Origin of the sequence: Streptomyces sp. SID5643, from assembly GCF_009872555.1 — a bacterium.
Lineage (GTDB): Bacteria > Actinomycetota > Actinomycetes > Streptomycetales > Streptomycetaceae > Streptomyces > Streptomyces iakyrus.
Map to the genome: position 1 here is coordinate 1 of NZ_WWIC01000354.1, position 15,772 is coordinate 15,772.

General features: G+C 72.8%; 13 protein-coding genes and 1 pseudogene. 10 read left to right on the plus strand and 4 right to left on the minus strand.

Translation table 11 applies throughout. The features are described 5' to 3' along the window. Positions 1-301, plus strand: a pseudogene (locus GTY56_RS40995) (HEAT repeat domain-containing protein); the annotation flags it as partial. Between the two features lie 9 nt (positions 302-310). On the opposite strand, the gene GTY56_RS37055 reads toward GTY56_RS40995, so the two are convergent. Further along, positions 311-895 carry an Rv1733c family protein gene (locus GTY56_RS37055; protein ID WP_161369652.1) on the minus strand — a complete coding sequence of 195 codons (585 nt, stop codon included), beginning with the start codon at positions 893-895 and terminating at the stop codon, positions 311-313. 212 nt (positions 896-1,107) lie between these two features. Between GTY56_RS37055 and GTY56_RS37060 the strand changes: the two genes are divergently transcribed. The 4 genes from GTY56_RS37060 (at position 1,108) to GTY56_RS37075 (ending at position 5,052) form a co-directional block, all read left to right on the plus strand. After that, the gene (locus GTY56_RS37060; protein WP_161369653.1) at positions 1,108-2,265 is read left to right on the plus strand and encodes a beta propeller repeat protein; all 1,158 of its coding nucleotides are present in this window, start codon (positions 1,108-1,110) and stop codon (positions 2,263-2,265) included. A gap of 92 nt (positions 2,266-2,357) precedes the next feature. Then, positions 2,358-3,035: a uracil-DNA glycosylase gene (locus GTY56_RS37065; protein WP_161369654.1), complete on the plus strand. Its 678-nt coding sequence runs from the start codon at positions 2,358-2,360 to the stop codon at positions 3,033-3,035. Beyond that, complete coding sequence (locus GTY56_RS37070; protein ID WP_161369655.1) at positions 3,032-4,018, plus strand: BadF/BadG/BcrA/BcrD ATPase family protein; 987 nt, start codon at positions 3,032-3,034, stop codon at positions 4,016-4,018. The genes GTY56_RS37065 and GTY56_RS37070 overlap by 4 nt, the downstream gene beginning before the upstream one ends. A gap of 110 nt (positions 4,019-4,128) precedes the next feature. Then, entirely contained in the window at positions 4,129-5,052 is a 924-nt protein-coding gene (locus GTY56_RS37075) for a sirohydrochlorin chelatase (protein ID WP_033307137.1), read from the plus strand. An 87-nt stretch (positions 5,053-5,139) separates the two neighbouring features. Here GTY56_RS37075 and GTY56_RS37080 read toward each other — a convergent pair whose 3' ends face one another. Then, positions 5,140-6,165, minus strand: a complete 1,026-nt coding sequence (locus GTY56_RS37080; RefSeq protein WP_161369656.1) for a beta-propeller fold lactonase family protein — start codon at positions 6,163-6,165, stop codon at positions 5,140-5,142. Positions 6,166-6,364: 199 nt separating this feature from the next. Further along, a complete protein-coding gene (locus tag GTY56_RS37085; protein ID WP_161369657.1) occupies positions 6,365-7,855 on the minus strand; it encodes an FUSC family protein in 1,491 nt (496 codons plus the stop codon). Positions 7,856-8,053: 198 nt separating this feature from the next. Here GTY56_RS37085 and GTY56_RS37090 point away from each other — a divergent pair, with 198 nt between their 5' ends. The 4 genes from GTY56_RS37090 (at position 8,054) to GTY56_RS37105 (ending at position 14,383) form a co-directional block, all read left to right on the plus strand. Further along, positions 8,054-8,530, plus strand: coding sequence for an Lrp/AsnC ligand binding domain-containing protein (locus GTY56_RS37090; protein WP_161369658.1), 477 nt, complete (start codon positions 8,054-8,056; stop codon positions 8,528-8,530). 19 nt (positions 8,531-8,549) lie between these two features. Next, the gene (locus GTY56_RS37095) at positions 8,550-9,236 is read left to right on the plus strand and encodes an HAD family hydrolase (RefSeq protein ID WP_161369659.1); all 687 of its coding nucleotides are present in this window, start codon (positions 8,550-8,552) and stop codon (positions 9,234-9,236) included. A gap of 138 nt (positions 9,237-9,374) precedes the next feature. Then, positions 9,375-13,310 (plus strand): wHTH domain-containing protein, encoded by a 3,936-nt coding sequence (locus GTY56_RS37100; RefSeq protein ID WP_161369660.1) that lies wholly within the window; start codon positions 9,375-9,377, stop codon positions 13,308-13,310. 308 nt (positions 13,311-13,618) lie between these two features. After that, complete coding sequence (locus GTY56_RS37105; protein WP_161369661.1) at positions 13,619-14,383, plus strand: DUF4142 domain-containing protein; 765 nt, start codon at positions 13,619-13,621, stop codon at positions 14,381-14,383. Between the two features lie 49 nt (positions 14,384-14,432). Here the strand turns inward: GTY56_RS37105 and GTY56_RS37110 are convergent, their stop codons facing one another. Next, entirely contained in the window at positions 14,433-15,215 is a 783-nt protein-coding gene (locus GTY56_RS37110; protein WP_161369662.1) for a LysR substrate-binding domain-containing protein, read from the minus strand. 58 nt (positions 15,216-15,273) lie between these two features. On the opposite strand from GTY56_RS37110, the gene GTY56_RS37115 reads away from it, so the two are divergent. Next, entirely contained in the window at positions 15,274-15,657 is a 384-nt protein-coding gene (locus GTY56_RS37115; RefSeq protein WP_202511236.1) for a DUF5997 family protein, read from the plus strand. Positions 15,658-15,772 lie beyond the last annotated feature (115 nt).

Sequence of the window (15,772 nt, forward strand, 5' to 3'; positions counted from 1 at the left end):
CTCCGGGGACCCGTGGGCGCGGGCCACGGCGGCGTGCGCGGTGTGGCGCACCACAGGGGAACCGGAAGGGTTCCTCCCCCTCCTCCGCTCGACGTGGGCGCAACACCCGCGCATCCGTAGAACGATCGCCGTGAACCTCTCGGCACTGGGACCGGCCGGAACTCCCCTGCACGACGTGCTCCGGGCGGAGCTCGCCGCTCCCCGGCGGCATCGCCCCGACTCCGGCGGCCAGGGCATCCGCGAGGACCTGGGGTTGCTGCGGGAGTGCCGGGAGGCGCTGACCGGGCGGGCGCACCGATAGGGCCCCGCCTCACCCCGTCGTACGCCCCCACATCGGGCCGAAGCGGGCCCACTCCGCGTCCCACTGGTCGATCCGGCGGCACTCCAGGCGGCTGCGCAGGGCACGGCCGGCGATCAGGGGTGCGGCCGCGCCGCACAGGCCTGCCACGCCGCCGATCAGAAGCGCCCGCACGCGAGCCTGGGACTCGGTGACGGGCCGGGTGACCTGGCGGCCCTCGGGGTCGGTCCACACGGTGACGGCCGCCCCGGCGGCACTGCCCGCCGGGACCCTCAGCTGGCCGGAGTGCTCGGACCCGTCCGCGGCCGTCCACCGTGCCGTCGCCCACACCGTCTGCGCGCGGGACACATGGCCGTTCTCAGAGGCCGTCCCCGGAGCGCGCTCGGCGAGCCGCGCCACGAGGGGGCGCCACTCGACGCGTTCCCGGGCCAGTCCGTCCGCCACGGAACGGCTCACCGCCGTCCCGGCCATCACCCCGGCGAGCACGGTGAGCGTCCACACGCCCAGGAGGACCCAGGCCTCCACCCTGTCGGCGCGGCGCTTGAGCGGATTGCGCCGCCAGCGCCACAGCCACACCCTCGGACCACGTAACGCCATCGAAGGCCTCCTCCTCACGAGCCCACGACATCTCGCCGCCCTCCCCATACGGACGGCGGCGCCCGGATGCTCACTGCACCTACCCTGCGTGACGGTCCCCACGGTCCCCGCACCCGTCGGCGCCCCGCTGGAGGGGCCCGGGCGGCTCCCGCACCCCTCGCCGCCGACACCCCGCTGACCTGCGGCGGAGCACGGCCCGGGGGTGACTGTCAGTGGCCGGGTGCAGACTGGCCGATGTCCGGGACGAAGGCGTCGACGGAGACGCCGCGGAGGTGATCGGCATGACCGAGGTACTGCTCGCCGTGGGCACGCGCAAAGGCCTGTTCATCGGGCGCAGGCGAGGGGGTGGCGCCTGGGAGTTCGACGAGAGCCCCTACTTCAACGCGCAGGCCGTGTACTCGGTCGCCATCGACACCCGGGCCGGGGCCCCGCGGCTGCTGGTGGGCGGCGACAGCTCGCACTGGGGCCCGTCCGTGTTCCACTCCGACGACCTGGGCCGCACCTGGACCGAACCGGCCAGCCCGGCGGTCAAGTTCCCCCAGGACACCGGGGCGTCCCTGGAGCGGGTGTGGCAGCTGCACCCGGCCGCCGCCGAGCCGGACGTGGTGTACGCGGGGACGGAACCGGCCGCGCTGTACCGCTCGGAGGACCGCGGGGAGACCTTCGAGCTGGTCCGGCCCCTGTGGGAGCACCCCACGCGGTCGAAGTGGGTGCCGGGCGGTGGCGGTGAGGGTCTGCACACCGTGCTCACCGACGCGCGCGACCCGCGGGCGGTGACGGTCGCCGTCTCGACCGCCGGCGTGTTCCGCACGCTGGACGGCGGCGCGAGCTGGACCCCCTCCAACTCGGGTGTGTCCGCGGTGTTCCTGCCCGACCCGAACCCGGAGTTCGGCCAGTGCGTGCACAAGGTCGCGCGGGACGCCGCCACCCCGGACCGGCTGTACCTGCAGAACCACTGGGGGGTGTACCGCAGCGACGACGCGGGCGCGCACTGGACGGACATCGGCGAGGGCCTGCCGTCCACCTTCGGCTTCGCGGCGGTGGCGCATCCGCACAGGGGCGACACGGCGTACGTGTTCCCGATCAACGCCGACGCCGACCGCGTCCCGGCGGACCGCCGGTGCCGGGTCTACCGTACGGCGGACGCGGGCAAGAGCTGGGAGCCGCTCTCGGCGGGCCTGCCCCAGGAGGACCACTACGGCACGGTGCTGCGCGACGCGATGTGCACGGACGACGCCGACCCGGCGGGCGTCTACTTCGGCAACCGCAACGGCGAGGTGTTCGCGTCGGCGGACGACGGCGACAGCTGGCAGCAGCTCGCCGCGCACCTGCCGGACGTGCTGTGCGTGCGGGCCGCGCTCGTCGGCTGAGGCGCGGACACGGCCCGGGGGGGGGGAAGGGTGCGCACAGGCGTTGGCCACCGGTTGATCGCCGCTGCCCGCACGGCAGTAGGGTGACGCCCGTGGCACCACGACCCTTGCATGAAATCGTCGAAGCGGGCTGGGCGAAGGCCCTGGAACCGGTGGCCGAACGCATCGCCGCGATGGGGGACTTCCTCCGCGCGGAGATCGCCGCGGGACGCACCTACCTCCCCGCCGGGCCGAACGTCCTGCGGGCCTTCCAGCAGCCGTTCGACGACGTGCGGGTCCTGATCGTCGGTCAGGACCCCTACCCCACCCCGGGGCACGCCGTGGGGCTGTCGTTCTCGGTCGCGCCCGAGGTGCGGCCGCTGCCCGGCAGCCTCATCAACATCTACCGCGAGCTGAACGCCGACCTGGGGCTCCCCCAGCCGTCCAACGGTGACCTCACGCCGTGGACCCAGCAGGGCGTGCTGTTGCTCAACAGGGCCCTGACCACCGCCCCGCGCAGGCCCGCCGCCCACCGCGGCAAGGGCTGGGAGGAGGTCACGGAACAGGCCATCCGGGCCCTGGCGGCGCGTGGCAAGCCGCTGGTGTCCATCCTGTGGGGCCGTGACGCGCGCAATCTGCGTCCGCTCCTCGGCGACCTGCCCTCCGTCGAGTCCGCCCACCCCTCCCCCATGTCGGCCGACCGCGGCTTCTTCGGCTCCCGCCCGTTCAGCCGGGCCAACGACCTGCTGATCCGCCAGGGCGGCCAGCCGGTGGACTGGCGCCTGCCGTGAGCAAGGCGTCGGAGGAGGCCGGGTTCCTCGCCGTGGATTCCGGCGGCTCCGGGCTCCGGGCCGTGCTGGGGACCGCCGAGCAGGGGCCGCTGGCCCGGCGGGCGTCCGGTGAGCCGGTCCGCACGGGCGGCCGCGGCATCGATCCCGGGCACTTCATGGCGCAACTCGTGCCGCTGGTGCGTGCCTTGACGGCCGAGGCGGGAGCGGTGCCGCTGACCACCGTCGCCGTCGGCGCCGCCGGCCTGGCCACCCTGGGTGCCGGGCTGCGCGCCGAACTGCCGGGAGCCCTGGCGCGGGAGTGGGGCGTGCGCAGGGTCGCCCTGGCCGCCGACGCCGTGACCGCCTACGTGGGCGCGCTCGGGACGCTGCCCGGTGCCGTGATCGCCGGCGGCACGGGACTGATCGCCGTGGGTACCGACCTGACCGGCTGGCGACGTGCGGACGGCTGGGGGCATCTGCTCGGCGACTGCGGGAGCGGCGCCTGGATCGGGCGGGCCGGCCTGGAGGCCGCGCTGCGCGCCCACGACGGGCGCGAGGGCGGCTCGGCCCGGCTGCTGGCCTGTGCCGAGGAGGTGTTCGGGCCCGCCGCCGGGCTGCCCGGCGCGCTGTATCCCCGCCCCGACCGGCCCGCCGTACTCGCCTCCTTCGCACCCCGCGTGGCCGCCTGCGCCGGCGAGGACCCCGTCGCCGCGGGCATCCTGCGGGAAGCCGCCCGGCACATGGCCGACTCCGCGGCGGCCGTGTGCCCCTCGGGCGGTGAGCCGCTTGTCGCCGTCACCGGCGGCCTGTTCAAGCTCGGTGACCCACTGCTCGGGCCGCTGGACGAGGAACTGACGCGGCGGCTCCCGCAGGTCCGGCGGGTGCCGGCCGAGGGCGATCCGCTGCACGGCGCGGTGCGTATCGCGACGGACCTGAGCACGGGTTCGCTCACGCTGCCGGGTGACGTGGCCCTGCTGTCCGTGACCACCCGGCCGGGTGATTGATCCGATCACATCCCATCGGTACGTAACACATCAGACAAAACAGGATGGATACCGCTCACCTGCACCCTCCCCGAACAGGGGAACCCAAGAAGCCAGTAACATGCGGCGCCATGAGTTCCCCCACTGGGCCCGCGGATGGCCTGCCCGTACGAATGCCGCGCCCCCGCCAGCCCGGACGGCACCGCCGTCCCGAGCCGCTGGTTGCTCCCGAGGGCGCGCCGGCGCTCGTCCTCGCCGTGCCGGGGACGCCCAGTAGCGCCACGCGCAGCCTCGCCGAAGAGGTCGTGAGCATCGCCCGCTCCGAGCTGCCCGGCCTCGATGCCCGCATCGGATACCTCGACGGGGACAACGCGGAGTTCCCCACACTGCAGGCCGTGCTCGTGCACGCCGCCGAGGAGCGCACGGCCCGCTTCGAGCAGGCCCGCGCCGCCGGCATGGACGTCAAGATGCCCGACGGCCCCGTCGCCGTCGTCGTGCCGCTTCTCGCCGGCCCGGACAGCGCGCTGCTGCGCCAGGTCCGCCAGGCCCTCATGGAGAGCCGGGTCGCCGCCGAGCTGACCGACGTCCTCGGCCCGCACCCGCTGCTCGCCGAGGCGCTGCACGTGCGGCTCTCCGAGGCCGGTCTGGCCCGTGCGGACCGTGCGCGGCTGTTCACCGTGGCGACCGCCGCGGACGGCATCGTCCTGGCGTCCGTGGGCGGTGACGAGGCCGTGCAGGCGGCCGGGATCACGGGCATGCTGCTGGCCGCGCGCCTCGCCGTGCCGGTGATGGCCGCGGCCCTGGACCAGGAGGGCTCCATCGCGTCCGTCGCCGAGCAGCTGCGCTCCTCCGGCTCGCAGCAGCTGGCGCTCGCGCCGTATCTGATCGGCCCGGAGATCGAGCAGGGCCTGATCGAGGAGGCCGCGAAGGAGGCGGGCTGCTCCGCCGCCGAGTCGCTCGGCGCGTACCCGGCGATCGGCAAGCTCGCCCTGGCCAAGTACACGACGGCGCTGGGTATCGCCCCGCAGCAGGCGCAGAGCACGCCGGTGCGCTGACGCGCGGCGCTGCGCGAGACACCGAGAAGGCCCGCTCCGGTTCGGAGCGGGCCTTCGACGTCGGGTGGGTGTTGCGGTACGTCCTGCTCAGGCGAGAGCCACGCACGACGCCGCCGCCACCCGGATCGAGCCGCCTCGTCGGGGGACGCCCGTGAGCGGGTCGACCGCGAACCAGGTCACGTCGCCGGAGCGCTCGTTGGCGGCGTACAGGAAGCCGTCGCAGGCGGCCAGGGCGCGGGGCCAGTGGCCGCCGGAGTGCACCGTGGTGACGAGCCGCATCTCTTCGCCCTGCACGGCGAGCACGGACAGGACGTCCTCGCCGCGGGTGGCGGTCCACACGAAGCGTCCGTCGGGCGAGGTGACGATGCCCGAGGGATAGGCGTCGCTCGCCGGTGCGCCGGGCAGGACCGGGGTCTCGGACAGCGGCGTCAGGACGCCGTCCGCCGCGTCCCAGCGGCACACGGTCACGGAGGGGCTCAGTTCGTTGACGACGTAGGCGTGTGTGCCGTCGGGGTGGAAGGCCAGGTGGCGCGGGCCCGAGCCGGGGCGCAGGGCGGTCTCCCGGTACAAGGTCAGGGCGCCGTCCACCAGCGTGCACACCCGCACCGAGTCCGTGCCGAGGTCCACGCTGACGGCCCAGCGGCCGCTCGGGTCGGGCTGTACCTGGTGGGCGTGCGGCCCCTGCTGGCGGGGCGTGTGCGGCCCGGCGCCGGTGTGCCGGAGCACGCCGGATGCGGACCGTGCGAGGGTGCCGTCGGGGCGGACGGGGACCGCGGTGACACTGCCGGAGCCGTAGTTGGCGGTCAGGACGTGCCCCGCGAACAGGCTGAGGTGGGTCGGTCCGCTGCCGCCGACCGGCACGGGCCGCCCGGCCGGCTCGGGCTTGTCCCCCGACACCCGGTAGGCGGCCACCGTACCCTCGGCCGTCTCACTGACCGCGTACAGCGTTTCCCCGTCTGGGGCGAGGGCCAGGTAGGAGGGGTCCGGGACGGCTTGCACGCTGCTCAGCACGGTCAGCGCGCCGGTGCCGGGGTCGGCCTCCGCGGTCACGATCCCGGGGCCGCCGGCCGCCGTGAACGACCCGATGAACGCCCGTCGCCTGCCGTCCGCCACCGCTGTCCCCTCTCGCCCGTGCCGTCCGGAAGGACCGCGCAGCCGATCATTCAAGGTCTAGACCAAGCGGTCAAGGGGTGGTTCGGCCGGTCGGACCCTGGCCGGCCTCGGGGGCGCGGGCTCGGTCGGCGCGGCCCGGCCCCCGCTGCCGCAGCCGGGTCCGGTCCACGGGCTCCGATGTGGCCCCGGCAGGTCCCCGTCAGGCCCCGACCAGCGGCGAACCAGACGGCGTACGCAGGGGGCGGGCCAGTTCGGTCAGGGCTCGTTCCAGGCCGTGCAGGTGGGCCAGGGCCGGTTCCGCTTGGGGCAGCCCGTCCGTGTGGAGCGCGATGTCCCTGCCCTCGGTGAGGGCTTCGACAGCTGCCTCCACCCGTCGGCAGGCCGTGGCCAGGCGGGTGTCGTGGGAGGCCTCCGGGTCGGCGGCGACGGCCACCAGGCCACGGATCTCCCGGGCACAGTCGTCGAGGAGGTCCAGGACGTGCCGGGCACGGCGCTTGCGGCCGCGCATCGGGTTCAGCGGGTGCACGAGCGGGGCGACCGAGAGCCGTACCCGGGCGAGGAGCTGCTCCAGCTCCGCCACCCGCGGGGCGGGGTCGGCGTCGGCCGCGCCGGCGAGCCGCCGGGCGGTCTCGACGGCGCAGGCGTGCACACAGCGCAGGGCCCGCCGGATCCAGGCGTCGGTGATGCTGTGGGTGGTGACGGGCAGGACGAGGATCACGGCGAGCGCGGCGCCGAGTGCCCCGACACCGGTCTCGGCGAGCCGCAGGGCGAGCAGCTCCGGGCCGAGCACTCCCAGAAGGCCGTAGAGCAGTCCGGCGAGGAGGGTGACCCAGAGCATCATCCACGTGTAGGACAGGGCGGCCGTGTAGAAGATGCCGAAGACGCAGACGGCGGCGAGGGCGGCCGTGACGGCGGGATCGCCGTGCACCGGCAGGGCCACGAGCAGGCCGAGGCCGATGCCGATGACCGTGCCGAGCAGCCGCCGGAAGCCGCGGACCAGGGTCTCGCCGCGCGAGGTGGTGTTGACGAAGATCCACCAGGTGGCGCCGACGGCCCAGTACCAGCGCTGCCCGGACACCAGCTGGCCCACGACGAGGGCGAAGCCGGCTCCGGCGGTCGCCTGGATCGCCTGGCGGGTGGTGACCCGGGCCAGACCGGTGCCGCCCGGCGGGGCGGGGGCGGCGGGCGCAGGAAGGCGCCGCTCGTAGCACCACAGGCCGAAGCGCACCGCGGCGGCGGCGAGGACGGACAGCAGGACCGCGGCGTACAGCTGGGGCAGCTGGTCGGTGGTGGCGTGCAGGAACTGCGCCACGAAGAAGGTCATGAACGCGAACACGCCGAGGCTGTGCCCGCGCGGACCCCAGCGCCGCACGTAGACGCCCGCGCCGACCACGGCGAGGAAGGTGAGGTCCCGCGCCACCGGGTGGTCGTGCAGCTCGGCCGCGGCGGTGAGGACGGGCAGGCCGACGGCGGGCAGCAGCGCGGTCGTGACGGCCTGGCCGCGGACCGTCGCGTCAGTGACGGTGAACAGGGCGAGCAGGGCGGCGAGACCGCCGGTGACGGTGCCCGTGAGGGAGTGCCCGGCGAGGCCGCACAGGGCGACCGCGAGCGCGATGCCGAGCACGGCGCGCGCTGCGAACCGCAACCGCGTCCGCCCCGGATCCGGAGCCATGAACACCCTCTTCAGCACCGCTTACCGCCCCTTTCGCCACACCGGCCATGAGTACGCATGAAAAAGACGCCGCGGGATCCGCAGCGCCATCGACGCACCCATATCAGCATCCCGGGGGCCACTGGCTCAACCGGCTCCTCCTACACTGGTCCATTGGTACAGACAGAGCGGTCGGGAGACGGCCGCGGCAGAGCCAACGGACGAGGAGGACGCCCCGTGCCCGTGGACCAGCTCGACACCCGCATCCTGCGCCTGCTGCTGGAGCAGCCGCGCACGAGTGTGCGCGAGTACGCCCGGATCCTCGGCGTCGCCCGCGGCACACTGCAGGCGCGGCTGGACCGGCTGGAGCGCGACGGCGTGATCACCGGCACGGCTCCGGCCCTCTCCCCCGCCGCGCTCGGCCATCCGGTGCTGGCGTTCGTGCACGTCGAGGTCACCCAGGGCCATCTCGACGAGGTGGGCGACGCGCTGGCGGCCGTGCCGGAGATCGTCGAGGCGTTCTCGATCACGGGCGGCGGCGATCTGCTGGCCCGGGTGGTGGCTCGGGACAACGCGCACCTGGAGGACGTCGTCCAGAAGCTGATCAGCATGCCCGGGGTGGTGCGCACCCGTACCGAGGTCGCCCTGCGCGAGCGCGTGTCCCACCGGATGCTGCCGCTGGTGGAGTCGATCGGGCGGTCGGCTCGTGGATGATCTTTGAGAGCATGACCCCATGAGCAAGCTCCGCGGTATATCGGTCATCTTCGATCTTGACGGAACACTCGTGGACAGCGAGCCGAACTACTACGAGGCGGGCCGCCAGACACTCGCCACGTACGGCGTCGCGGACTTCACCTGGGCGGACCACGAGCGGTACGTCGGGATCAGCACGCAGGAGACGGTCGCGGACTGGAAGGACCGCTACGGCCTGCCGGCCTCGGTGGACGACCTGCTCGCCGCCAAGAACAGCCGCTACCTGGAGCTGGCCCGCAGCGCCACCCGCGCCTACCCCGAGATGCGCACGTTCGTCGAACTACTGGCGGCCGAGGGCGTGCCCATGGCCGTGGCCTCCGGCTCGTCCCCGGAGGCCATCGCCGCGGTGCTGACCGGAACCGGGCTGGACGCACATCTGCACACCGTGGTCTCCGCCGACGAGGTCGCGCACGGGAAGCCGGCTCCCGACGTCTTCCTGGAGGCGGCCCGCAGGCTCGGCGCGCCCCCGTCCGGCTGTGTCGTCCTGGAGGACGCCGCCCCGGGTGCCGCCGCCGCGCACGCGGCCGGCATGCGGTGCATCGCGATCCCGTACGTGCCGGCGCAGGTGGACGCACCGGAGTTCACGACCGCCGGCCTGCTGCTGCGGGGCGGCCAGAAGGAGTTCACGGCGCAGGCGGCGTTCGACTGGCTGTGCCGTGCAGGGTAGCTCGGCGGGCAGCCGTACGACGCATTCCCCCCGGCCTCGGCGAGACGCTGACCAGCGGTTGCTCAATCACCCGAAACCGGCCGCACCCGGGCTGCGCTCCTCGTAGATTCTTCGGAAGCGCCAGAGGGGAGCGGCACATTGGCGGAGGGTGGCACCCGCAACGTCGTCGGCGGTGACACGGTGGCGGGCACGGTCGTCCAGGCCGGGTCGATCGGGGCACTGCACGTGCACACGGCCCTCCCGCCGACGGGGCCCTCGCCCGCATCCGCCGCCGTGGACGCATGGGAGCGACGGGTCGGCGACTCCTGCGTCTGGCGGCACGTGCCGCAGGGCCGCGACACCGGCCACCACCGGCGGCACGTCGGCGCCCTCGCGGCCCGGCTCGCCCGCATGCGCGACGAACTGGAACGGTCGCTGGAGCAGGACCCCTGGTGCGACTCCCGAATCGCGACCACGTTCCTGGACCACGTCGAATGGCTGCTCGGCGAGCCGCCCGAGGACGGGACGAAGGGCCTCGACCTGTATCCGGCCGAGGCGTCCCTGCTCGTCCTGTTCCCTTTCCTTCACCGGGTCCACTACCTGCGGCGGGCGGTACGGCTCGCGCAGGTCCGTCCCTGGTCCCTGCGGCCGGCGGGGGCCGCCGACCCGGACAGGCAGGCGTTCGAGGTCTTCACCGAGGAGAGTGAGGCGCTCGTCCAGCGGGCTCTGCGGGACCCGGAGGCGGAGCCGCTCGTGGGCTGGTGGCTCTGCCATCGCCGTCTCGCCCAGCACGGGGAGTTCTCGGACACCGGTTCCGTCCACACGCTCCTGGCGGAGTTGGGCGACTCGGCTGTGGAGCTGGGCGCGGCGCTCGCCGCCGACCGGGTGACCGTGCTGCTGCACGGCCTCCGGCGAGGTCCCGACGTCTGTCACCCCGAGTTCCTGAATCTGCTGCCCGCCGACGACCGGGTCCGCAGCGGACCCGGTCACCAGCAGATCCGCTTCCAGCGCGTCGGCCTCCTGGTCGCCCTCGCCTACGGCATGTCCGTCGAGACGACGGCCTTGCCCGACATCGTCGCCGAGCACCTCGCCATCCCGTATCCGGTGGATCTGCCCCTGCTGCGCCGGACCCTCGCGGAGGCACACTGGGGAGGCCCGCGCGACCTGCCGGTGCTCCGCGCCGAATGCCACCACGAGGCGGTCGTCGAGGGTCTGCGCGAGTACACGGCCCGTGCCGACGCCATGCTGCACGCGATACGGCGCACCGCCAGGGAACGGGTCAACCAGCCCATGCCCGACCTCCCCACCCGGCTTTCCGCCGACGGCGTGGTCCCCAGCCGCGGCACCTTCGACGGGTATGCGAGGTTCCGGAGCGACGGCCGCCGGGTCCTCGATCTGGCGATGGGGATCGAGTTGTACAAGGACCGCGACCTGGCCGTGCGGGAGCTGTACCAGAACGCGCTCGACGCCTGCCGCTACCGGCGCGCCAGGCAGGAGTACCTCGACCGCACGACGGAACCGTCGGGCACGCCGTACACCGGCCGCATTTCCTTCACGCAGGACACCGACGACGACGGCCGGGCGTATCTGGAGTGCCAGGACGACGGCATCGGCATGGGCGAGGCCGAGCTGCGCGGTGTGTTCTCCCACGCCGGCGCGCGCTTCGCCGAGCAACTGGAGTTCAAACTGGAGCGGGCCCGCTGGGAGTCCCTGGATCCGCCGGTGACGCTGTATCCGAACAGCCGGTTCGGGATCGGTGTGCTGAGCTACTTCATGCTCGCCGAGGAGATCCGGGTCACCACCTGCCGCATGGACGCCGACGGCGTTCCCGGTCCCGTCCACGAGGTGTCCATCTGCGGGCCGGGCCACCTCTTCAGGATCGTGCACAAGGCCGCACGCGGACGCGAGCCCGGGACCCGGGTCAGGCTGTACCTGCGGCCCGACATCGAGCCGGCGAGCTGGTCCGTGATCGACGTTCTGGAACGGGTGCTCGCGATCGCGGAGTTCCCCACGACGGCGAGGAAGGGGGTACTGAGCAGCTCGTGGGAGCCGGGGCGGCTGAAGGAGCGGGAGAAGTCCGGTCTCACGGACACCGGGCTGAACGCGCACGGAAGCCTGCTGGCCTGGTCCGGGGACGGAAGGGGCGCACAGGTCGTCTGGTGCGAGGAGGGCGGAGCGCTGCTCGTCGACGGGCTGGTCGTCGAGCCGACGGTACGCAAAGGGGTCATCTCGGCGTCGGGTCCCGGGCTGACCGGAGTGGTGGTGAACCTGCGCGGCCCGTGGTCCCCGGCGAAGCTCTCGGTGGACCGGCGGCACGTGCTGGACGATGTGAGCGTGCCGGTGAGGGAGCTGGTGGAGAAGGCCGGCAGCGTCCTCGCGGAGGGCGACGACGACGTGCCGGGGTTCCCCTGGCTCTCCCACGTGGCCGGCGGGAGCGCGGTTCTGGCCGATGTCGTGGCCGAGGCGCTCTCCGACCGTGGTAAAGAACTCGCCTTCAGAGGCGTGAAGTTCGGCGACCCGGACGTCGGGTACTTTCCGGCCGACTTCTCTCTCGTGCCACACGATCCTCGTGACGAGGGGCGATACAGCACCGCCGCATGGAGTGACGTCGGCGGTTACGCACCGGACCACGTGTTCCTCTGGCGAGTCCTCGCCCGCCGTTCCGCGCGGGCTCTGCGGAAGCTGGTCGAGGTGTGCCCGGAGGCGGACGACACCCGCCCCGTCAGGCGGCCCCGGCCGTCCGATCAGTGGTTGCTGATGAGCCGCCAATCACACAGCTGGCACAGCAACCCTCCGAACAACTACTGGAACCTCGCCGAAGTCGCCGAAACCCTCCAGTGCACCTCACGCGACGTAGCCATGCGACTGGCCGCGTTGGGCTACCCGGAAGCCGATCCCCGGTCCTGGTCGTCCGATGCACAATTCACAAGGGCGAACAGCGGTGCCTTCCGGCCGCTCTACGGCAAAAGCATTGTGGGCAGGAAGGAACCTCTGTCCACCGAAGACCTGATGGAGGTGGTGGCACGCGCGAACGACAGTATCGACGCAACGGCCGAACTTCTGCGGCGTTTCGGGAGCGTGGTACCGAACAGCGTGGTGGCGCTGTGCAAGGCCGCGGAGAAGGACGACCTGCTCTGGCTCGACCCGGACAGAGTGACGGAAGGCTGCCTGGACCCGGGTGTGGCGGTCCCCCCAGGGCACTTGGCGTATGCAAGTCTCCGGTCCGGTCTCTCCGTGCCGGAAGTGTGCCGACGGCTCGCAGCCCAGGGCCTCCGCGCCGAATCCGGCCACCTGCCGGACCACCCCACGGCAGAGACCGTCGTACTGCTGAGCCTGAATGTGAACGGAAGGCCGCCCTGGCTGGACCCCCTGCGGCCGACGCCACCGGGTCTGGTCCTTCGTGCGGCGGAAGAACTGGAACTGGAACCGGCGGAAGTCCTGTACAAGCTGGCCACGCTCGGGGTCGACCCGCCGGAAACCTTTCCGGCGGATGCCACGACGGATGACCTCTGGGCCCTTGACGACCAGGTGTACGGCGAGTGCCTCGTCCCGCCGGGGCCGCTGTCCTACGGAGACGTCTTCAGCGGCGTCGAGGACCTCGCCGACCTCCGCTACAAAATTCACCGCCTGCGTGCCTACGGGTTCGACGCACCTCTGGAGGTCCCCCGCCGGCCCACCCCGCTGGACCGGGAGCTGCTGCGCGAGAGCAGCCCGGTCAACTGGTGGTACACGGAGACGGACACAGCAGTGCCGTTCAGTCACATCCTGTTGGCGGCACGGGAGTTGGGGGCCCTGCCCACGACGATCGCGAAGCGTCTGCACGCCTGCAACATCCCGACGTCCCACGACAGCCTCCCCAAGGGCCTCTCCTTCAGCGAGGCCCTGCGGCTCATCCGAGCGGAAGAGCTGGACGCGGGCGAAGTCCCCGAGGCCGAACACTTTCCGCTCGAATACCTGGTCAAGACGGCCCTCCGCAAACGCACCGGCATCAGGCACATCGTCTCCCTGCTCAACGACCTCGGCATCCCCGTCCCCGACCCCGCCGTGACCATCAGAGCCGCCCTGGCCCGTGTGCCCCGGCCTGATCGGCACTGAAGGCCCATCCTGCCCACAGCGTTGACGCCCTTCAGCGCACGCATGACGTCTGGCCGACCCGACGCGCATGTTTCGAGATGCCGAACGCGCATGGGTGTCGGCCGGGCTGTTGAGAAGGGCGGACGGGGCCAAGTGGTGGCGACGGCTGAGGGGGCTCCGTACCGGCCCTGAACGCCTGACCGGCCGGACCGGGCGCGGCGTTCGAGCGGACGCCGTATCCGGCCGAACTTTTTTGCGGCAGGGATGATTGTTTCGGCCCTGGCGTCCGTACCTCTTGGTGTTGGGCCGTTCATATCCCAGGAGGCACGATGCGCATCTCGCGCAGCACGGCAGGAACCGCGTTCGTGGGCGGCGCGCTGGTCCTTACGCTGACCGCGCTCGCCTATCCCAGCATGCTGGGCGTGCAGAACGCGGCTTCCGGCCAGGACCGCATCATCGCCAACACCCAGTGGGGTCCGCTGACCGAGGCCGACCGCGACTTCGTGGTCCGTGTGCGCGCGGCCGGCCTGTGGGAGTACCCGATGGCGCAGCTGATCAAGGAGCGGAGCACAGCGCCGGAGATGCAGGAGGTCGCCAAGCATCTGCTCGTGGGGCATGGCCGGCTCGACGCGGGCTGCCGCAAGATCGCCACGGACATGGGCATCACCCTGCCGAACGAGGCGTCCCCGCAGCAGCAGCAGTTCGTGGCGACGGCCGAGGGCAGCACGGGCAAGGAGTTCGAGTCCACGGCCGTGACGGTCATGCGTGTCGCGCACGGCGGCATCTTCCCGGCGATCGCCAAGATCCGGGCGACCACCCGGAACAGCCTGGTACGGGAGCTCGCCGACACCACCAACGACACCGTTCTCGACCACATCACCGTTCTGGAGAAGACCGGCCTGATCAATCAGGAGCAGGTCAGCTTCCAGATCACCGCCCCGCCCAAGCTGCCCCAGGATCAGACGACACCGCCGCCGCCGCAGCAGGGTGCGCCGGTCCGCGTCCTGCCGATCCCCGAGGAACTGAAGGACTTCCAGACGGTCGCCCCCAACCCGTCCTACGGGGCACCGGCACCGTCTCCGTCGGCCGGCTGAGCCGGGTACGACGTTCCCGGGGGTCGCGGATCGTTCGCGGCCCCCGGTCCTATGAACGGCGGCGGGGCTTGCCGCGGCGGTCGTTCTTGGGGGCGCCACGCCCGCTCTTCCCGGTGCGCTTCGCCCCGGCGGACTTCCCGGCCGCCGGCTTCCCGGGCGCCGGCTTCCGTCGGGCGCCGCCCCGGTCCGCGTTCGTGGACTCGCCCCGCGCCGGGGGCTGCTGACGGCCCCGGGTGCTGTTGACCGTGCGGCCGCGGACGATGCCGATGAAGTCCTCGACCAGGTCCGTCTTCGCGTCCTCGGGCCAGGCCAGGGCCACGCTCGACTCGGGGGCTTCCGTGAGGGGCCGGTGGGTGAGGTCCTTGCGGTGATGCAGGCGGGCGAGCGACAGCGGGACGACGAGGACGCCGATGCCCGCCGCGACGAGTTCGACGGCGTCGGCGGTGGTCGCGGGGCGCTCCAGTGCGGGCCTGCCGGGCAGGCTCCCCCAGTCGAGGACGTCGTCGAGCGGGTGCAGCACGATGTCGTCGGACAGGTCCTCCGGATCCACCTCGTCGACGGCGGTGACCAGGTGGTCCTTGGGCACCACGACGACGGTCTGCTCGGTGTAGAGGGGGATCGCGCTGAAGACCGAGCGGTCCACGGGGGTGCGGACGAGGCCCGCGTCGGCGTCGCCGCCCAGCAGCCGCTCGGCCACCGCCCCGGCGGGCACCTGCGTGAGGGTCAGCGGGACGCCGGGCTGCCGCTCGTTCCAGATGCGCACCCATTTGTCGGGCATCACCCCGGGAACGTAGGCGAGCCGGAACGAGGGGGTTGCATCCGAGCCTGTCACCTCGCCAGGTTACCGGCCGTGGTCAGGGGCCGTGCACATGCTCGTTACCCTGGGGTCCATGACGTCGCACCAGAACACCCAGACGATGAAGCCCGCGACCGCGGCGAAGAAGCTGGGTGTGTACCTAGAGGCCACCCCCGCCGATTTCCGGGAACATGTCGTCTCGCGCGCCGAGCTGAACGAGCTCCAGGCGAACCCGCCGCAGTGGCTGCAAGACCTGCGGCGCAACGGCCCGCATCCCCGGCCGGTGGTCGCCGCGAAGCTCGGCGTCTCCATCGCGGGCCTCGCGCGCGCCGGCGTCACCGAGCCCCTCACCACCGAGCAGATCGAGGCCCTGAAGAAGGAAGACCCCCAGTGGCTGGAGCGGGAACGCGCCACCCAGGCGGAGGTCCGCAAGGAAGCGGAGCGGATCAAGAAGAAGAACGCCGAGCGCCCGGCCTGACCTGAGCGCCCCTCCTTTTCGGACGGCCCCCACCGGATGATCCGGTGGGGGCCGTCGCCATTTCCTCGGTGTTCCCGGGCCTCGTGCGGTGTCGGTGAAATCTTTCGGCCATGTA

Excerpts from the sequence above, each read along its gene's own strand:
- GTY56_RS37055 (WP_161369652.1), bottom strand. The coding sequence starts at position 895 with ATGGCGTTACGTGGTCCGAGGGTGTGGCTGTGGCGCTGGCGGCGCAAT.
- GTY56_RS37075 (WP_033307137.1), top strand. The coding sequence starts at position 4,129 with ATGAGTTCCCCCACTGGGCCCGCGGATGGCCTGCCCGTACGAATGCCG.
- GTY56_RS37095 (WP_161369659.1), top strand. The coding sequence starts at position 8,550 with ATGAGCAAGCTCCGCGGTATATCGGTCATCTTCGATCTTGACGGAACA.
- GTY56_RS37105 (WP_161369661.1), top strand. The coding sequence starts at position 13,619 with ATGCGCATCTCGCGCAGCACGGCAGGAACCGCGTTCGTGGGCGGCGCG.
- GTY56_RS37115 (WP_202511236.1), top strand. The coding sequence starts at position 15,274 with ATGACGTCGCACCAGAACACCCAGACGATGAAGCCCGCGACCGCGGCG.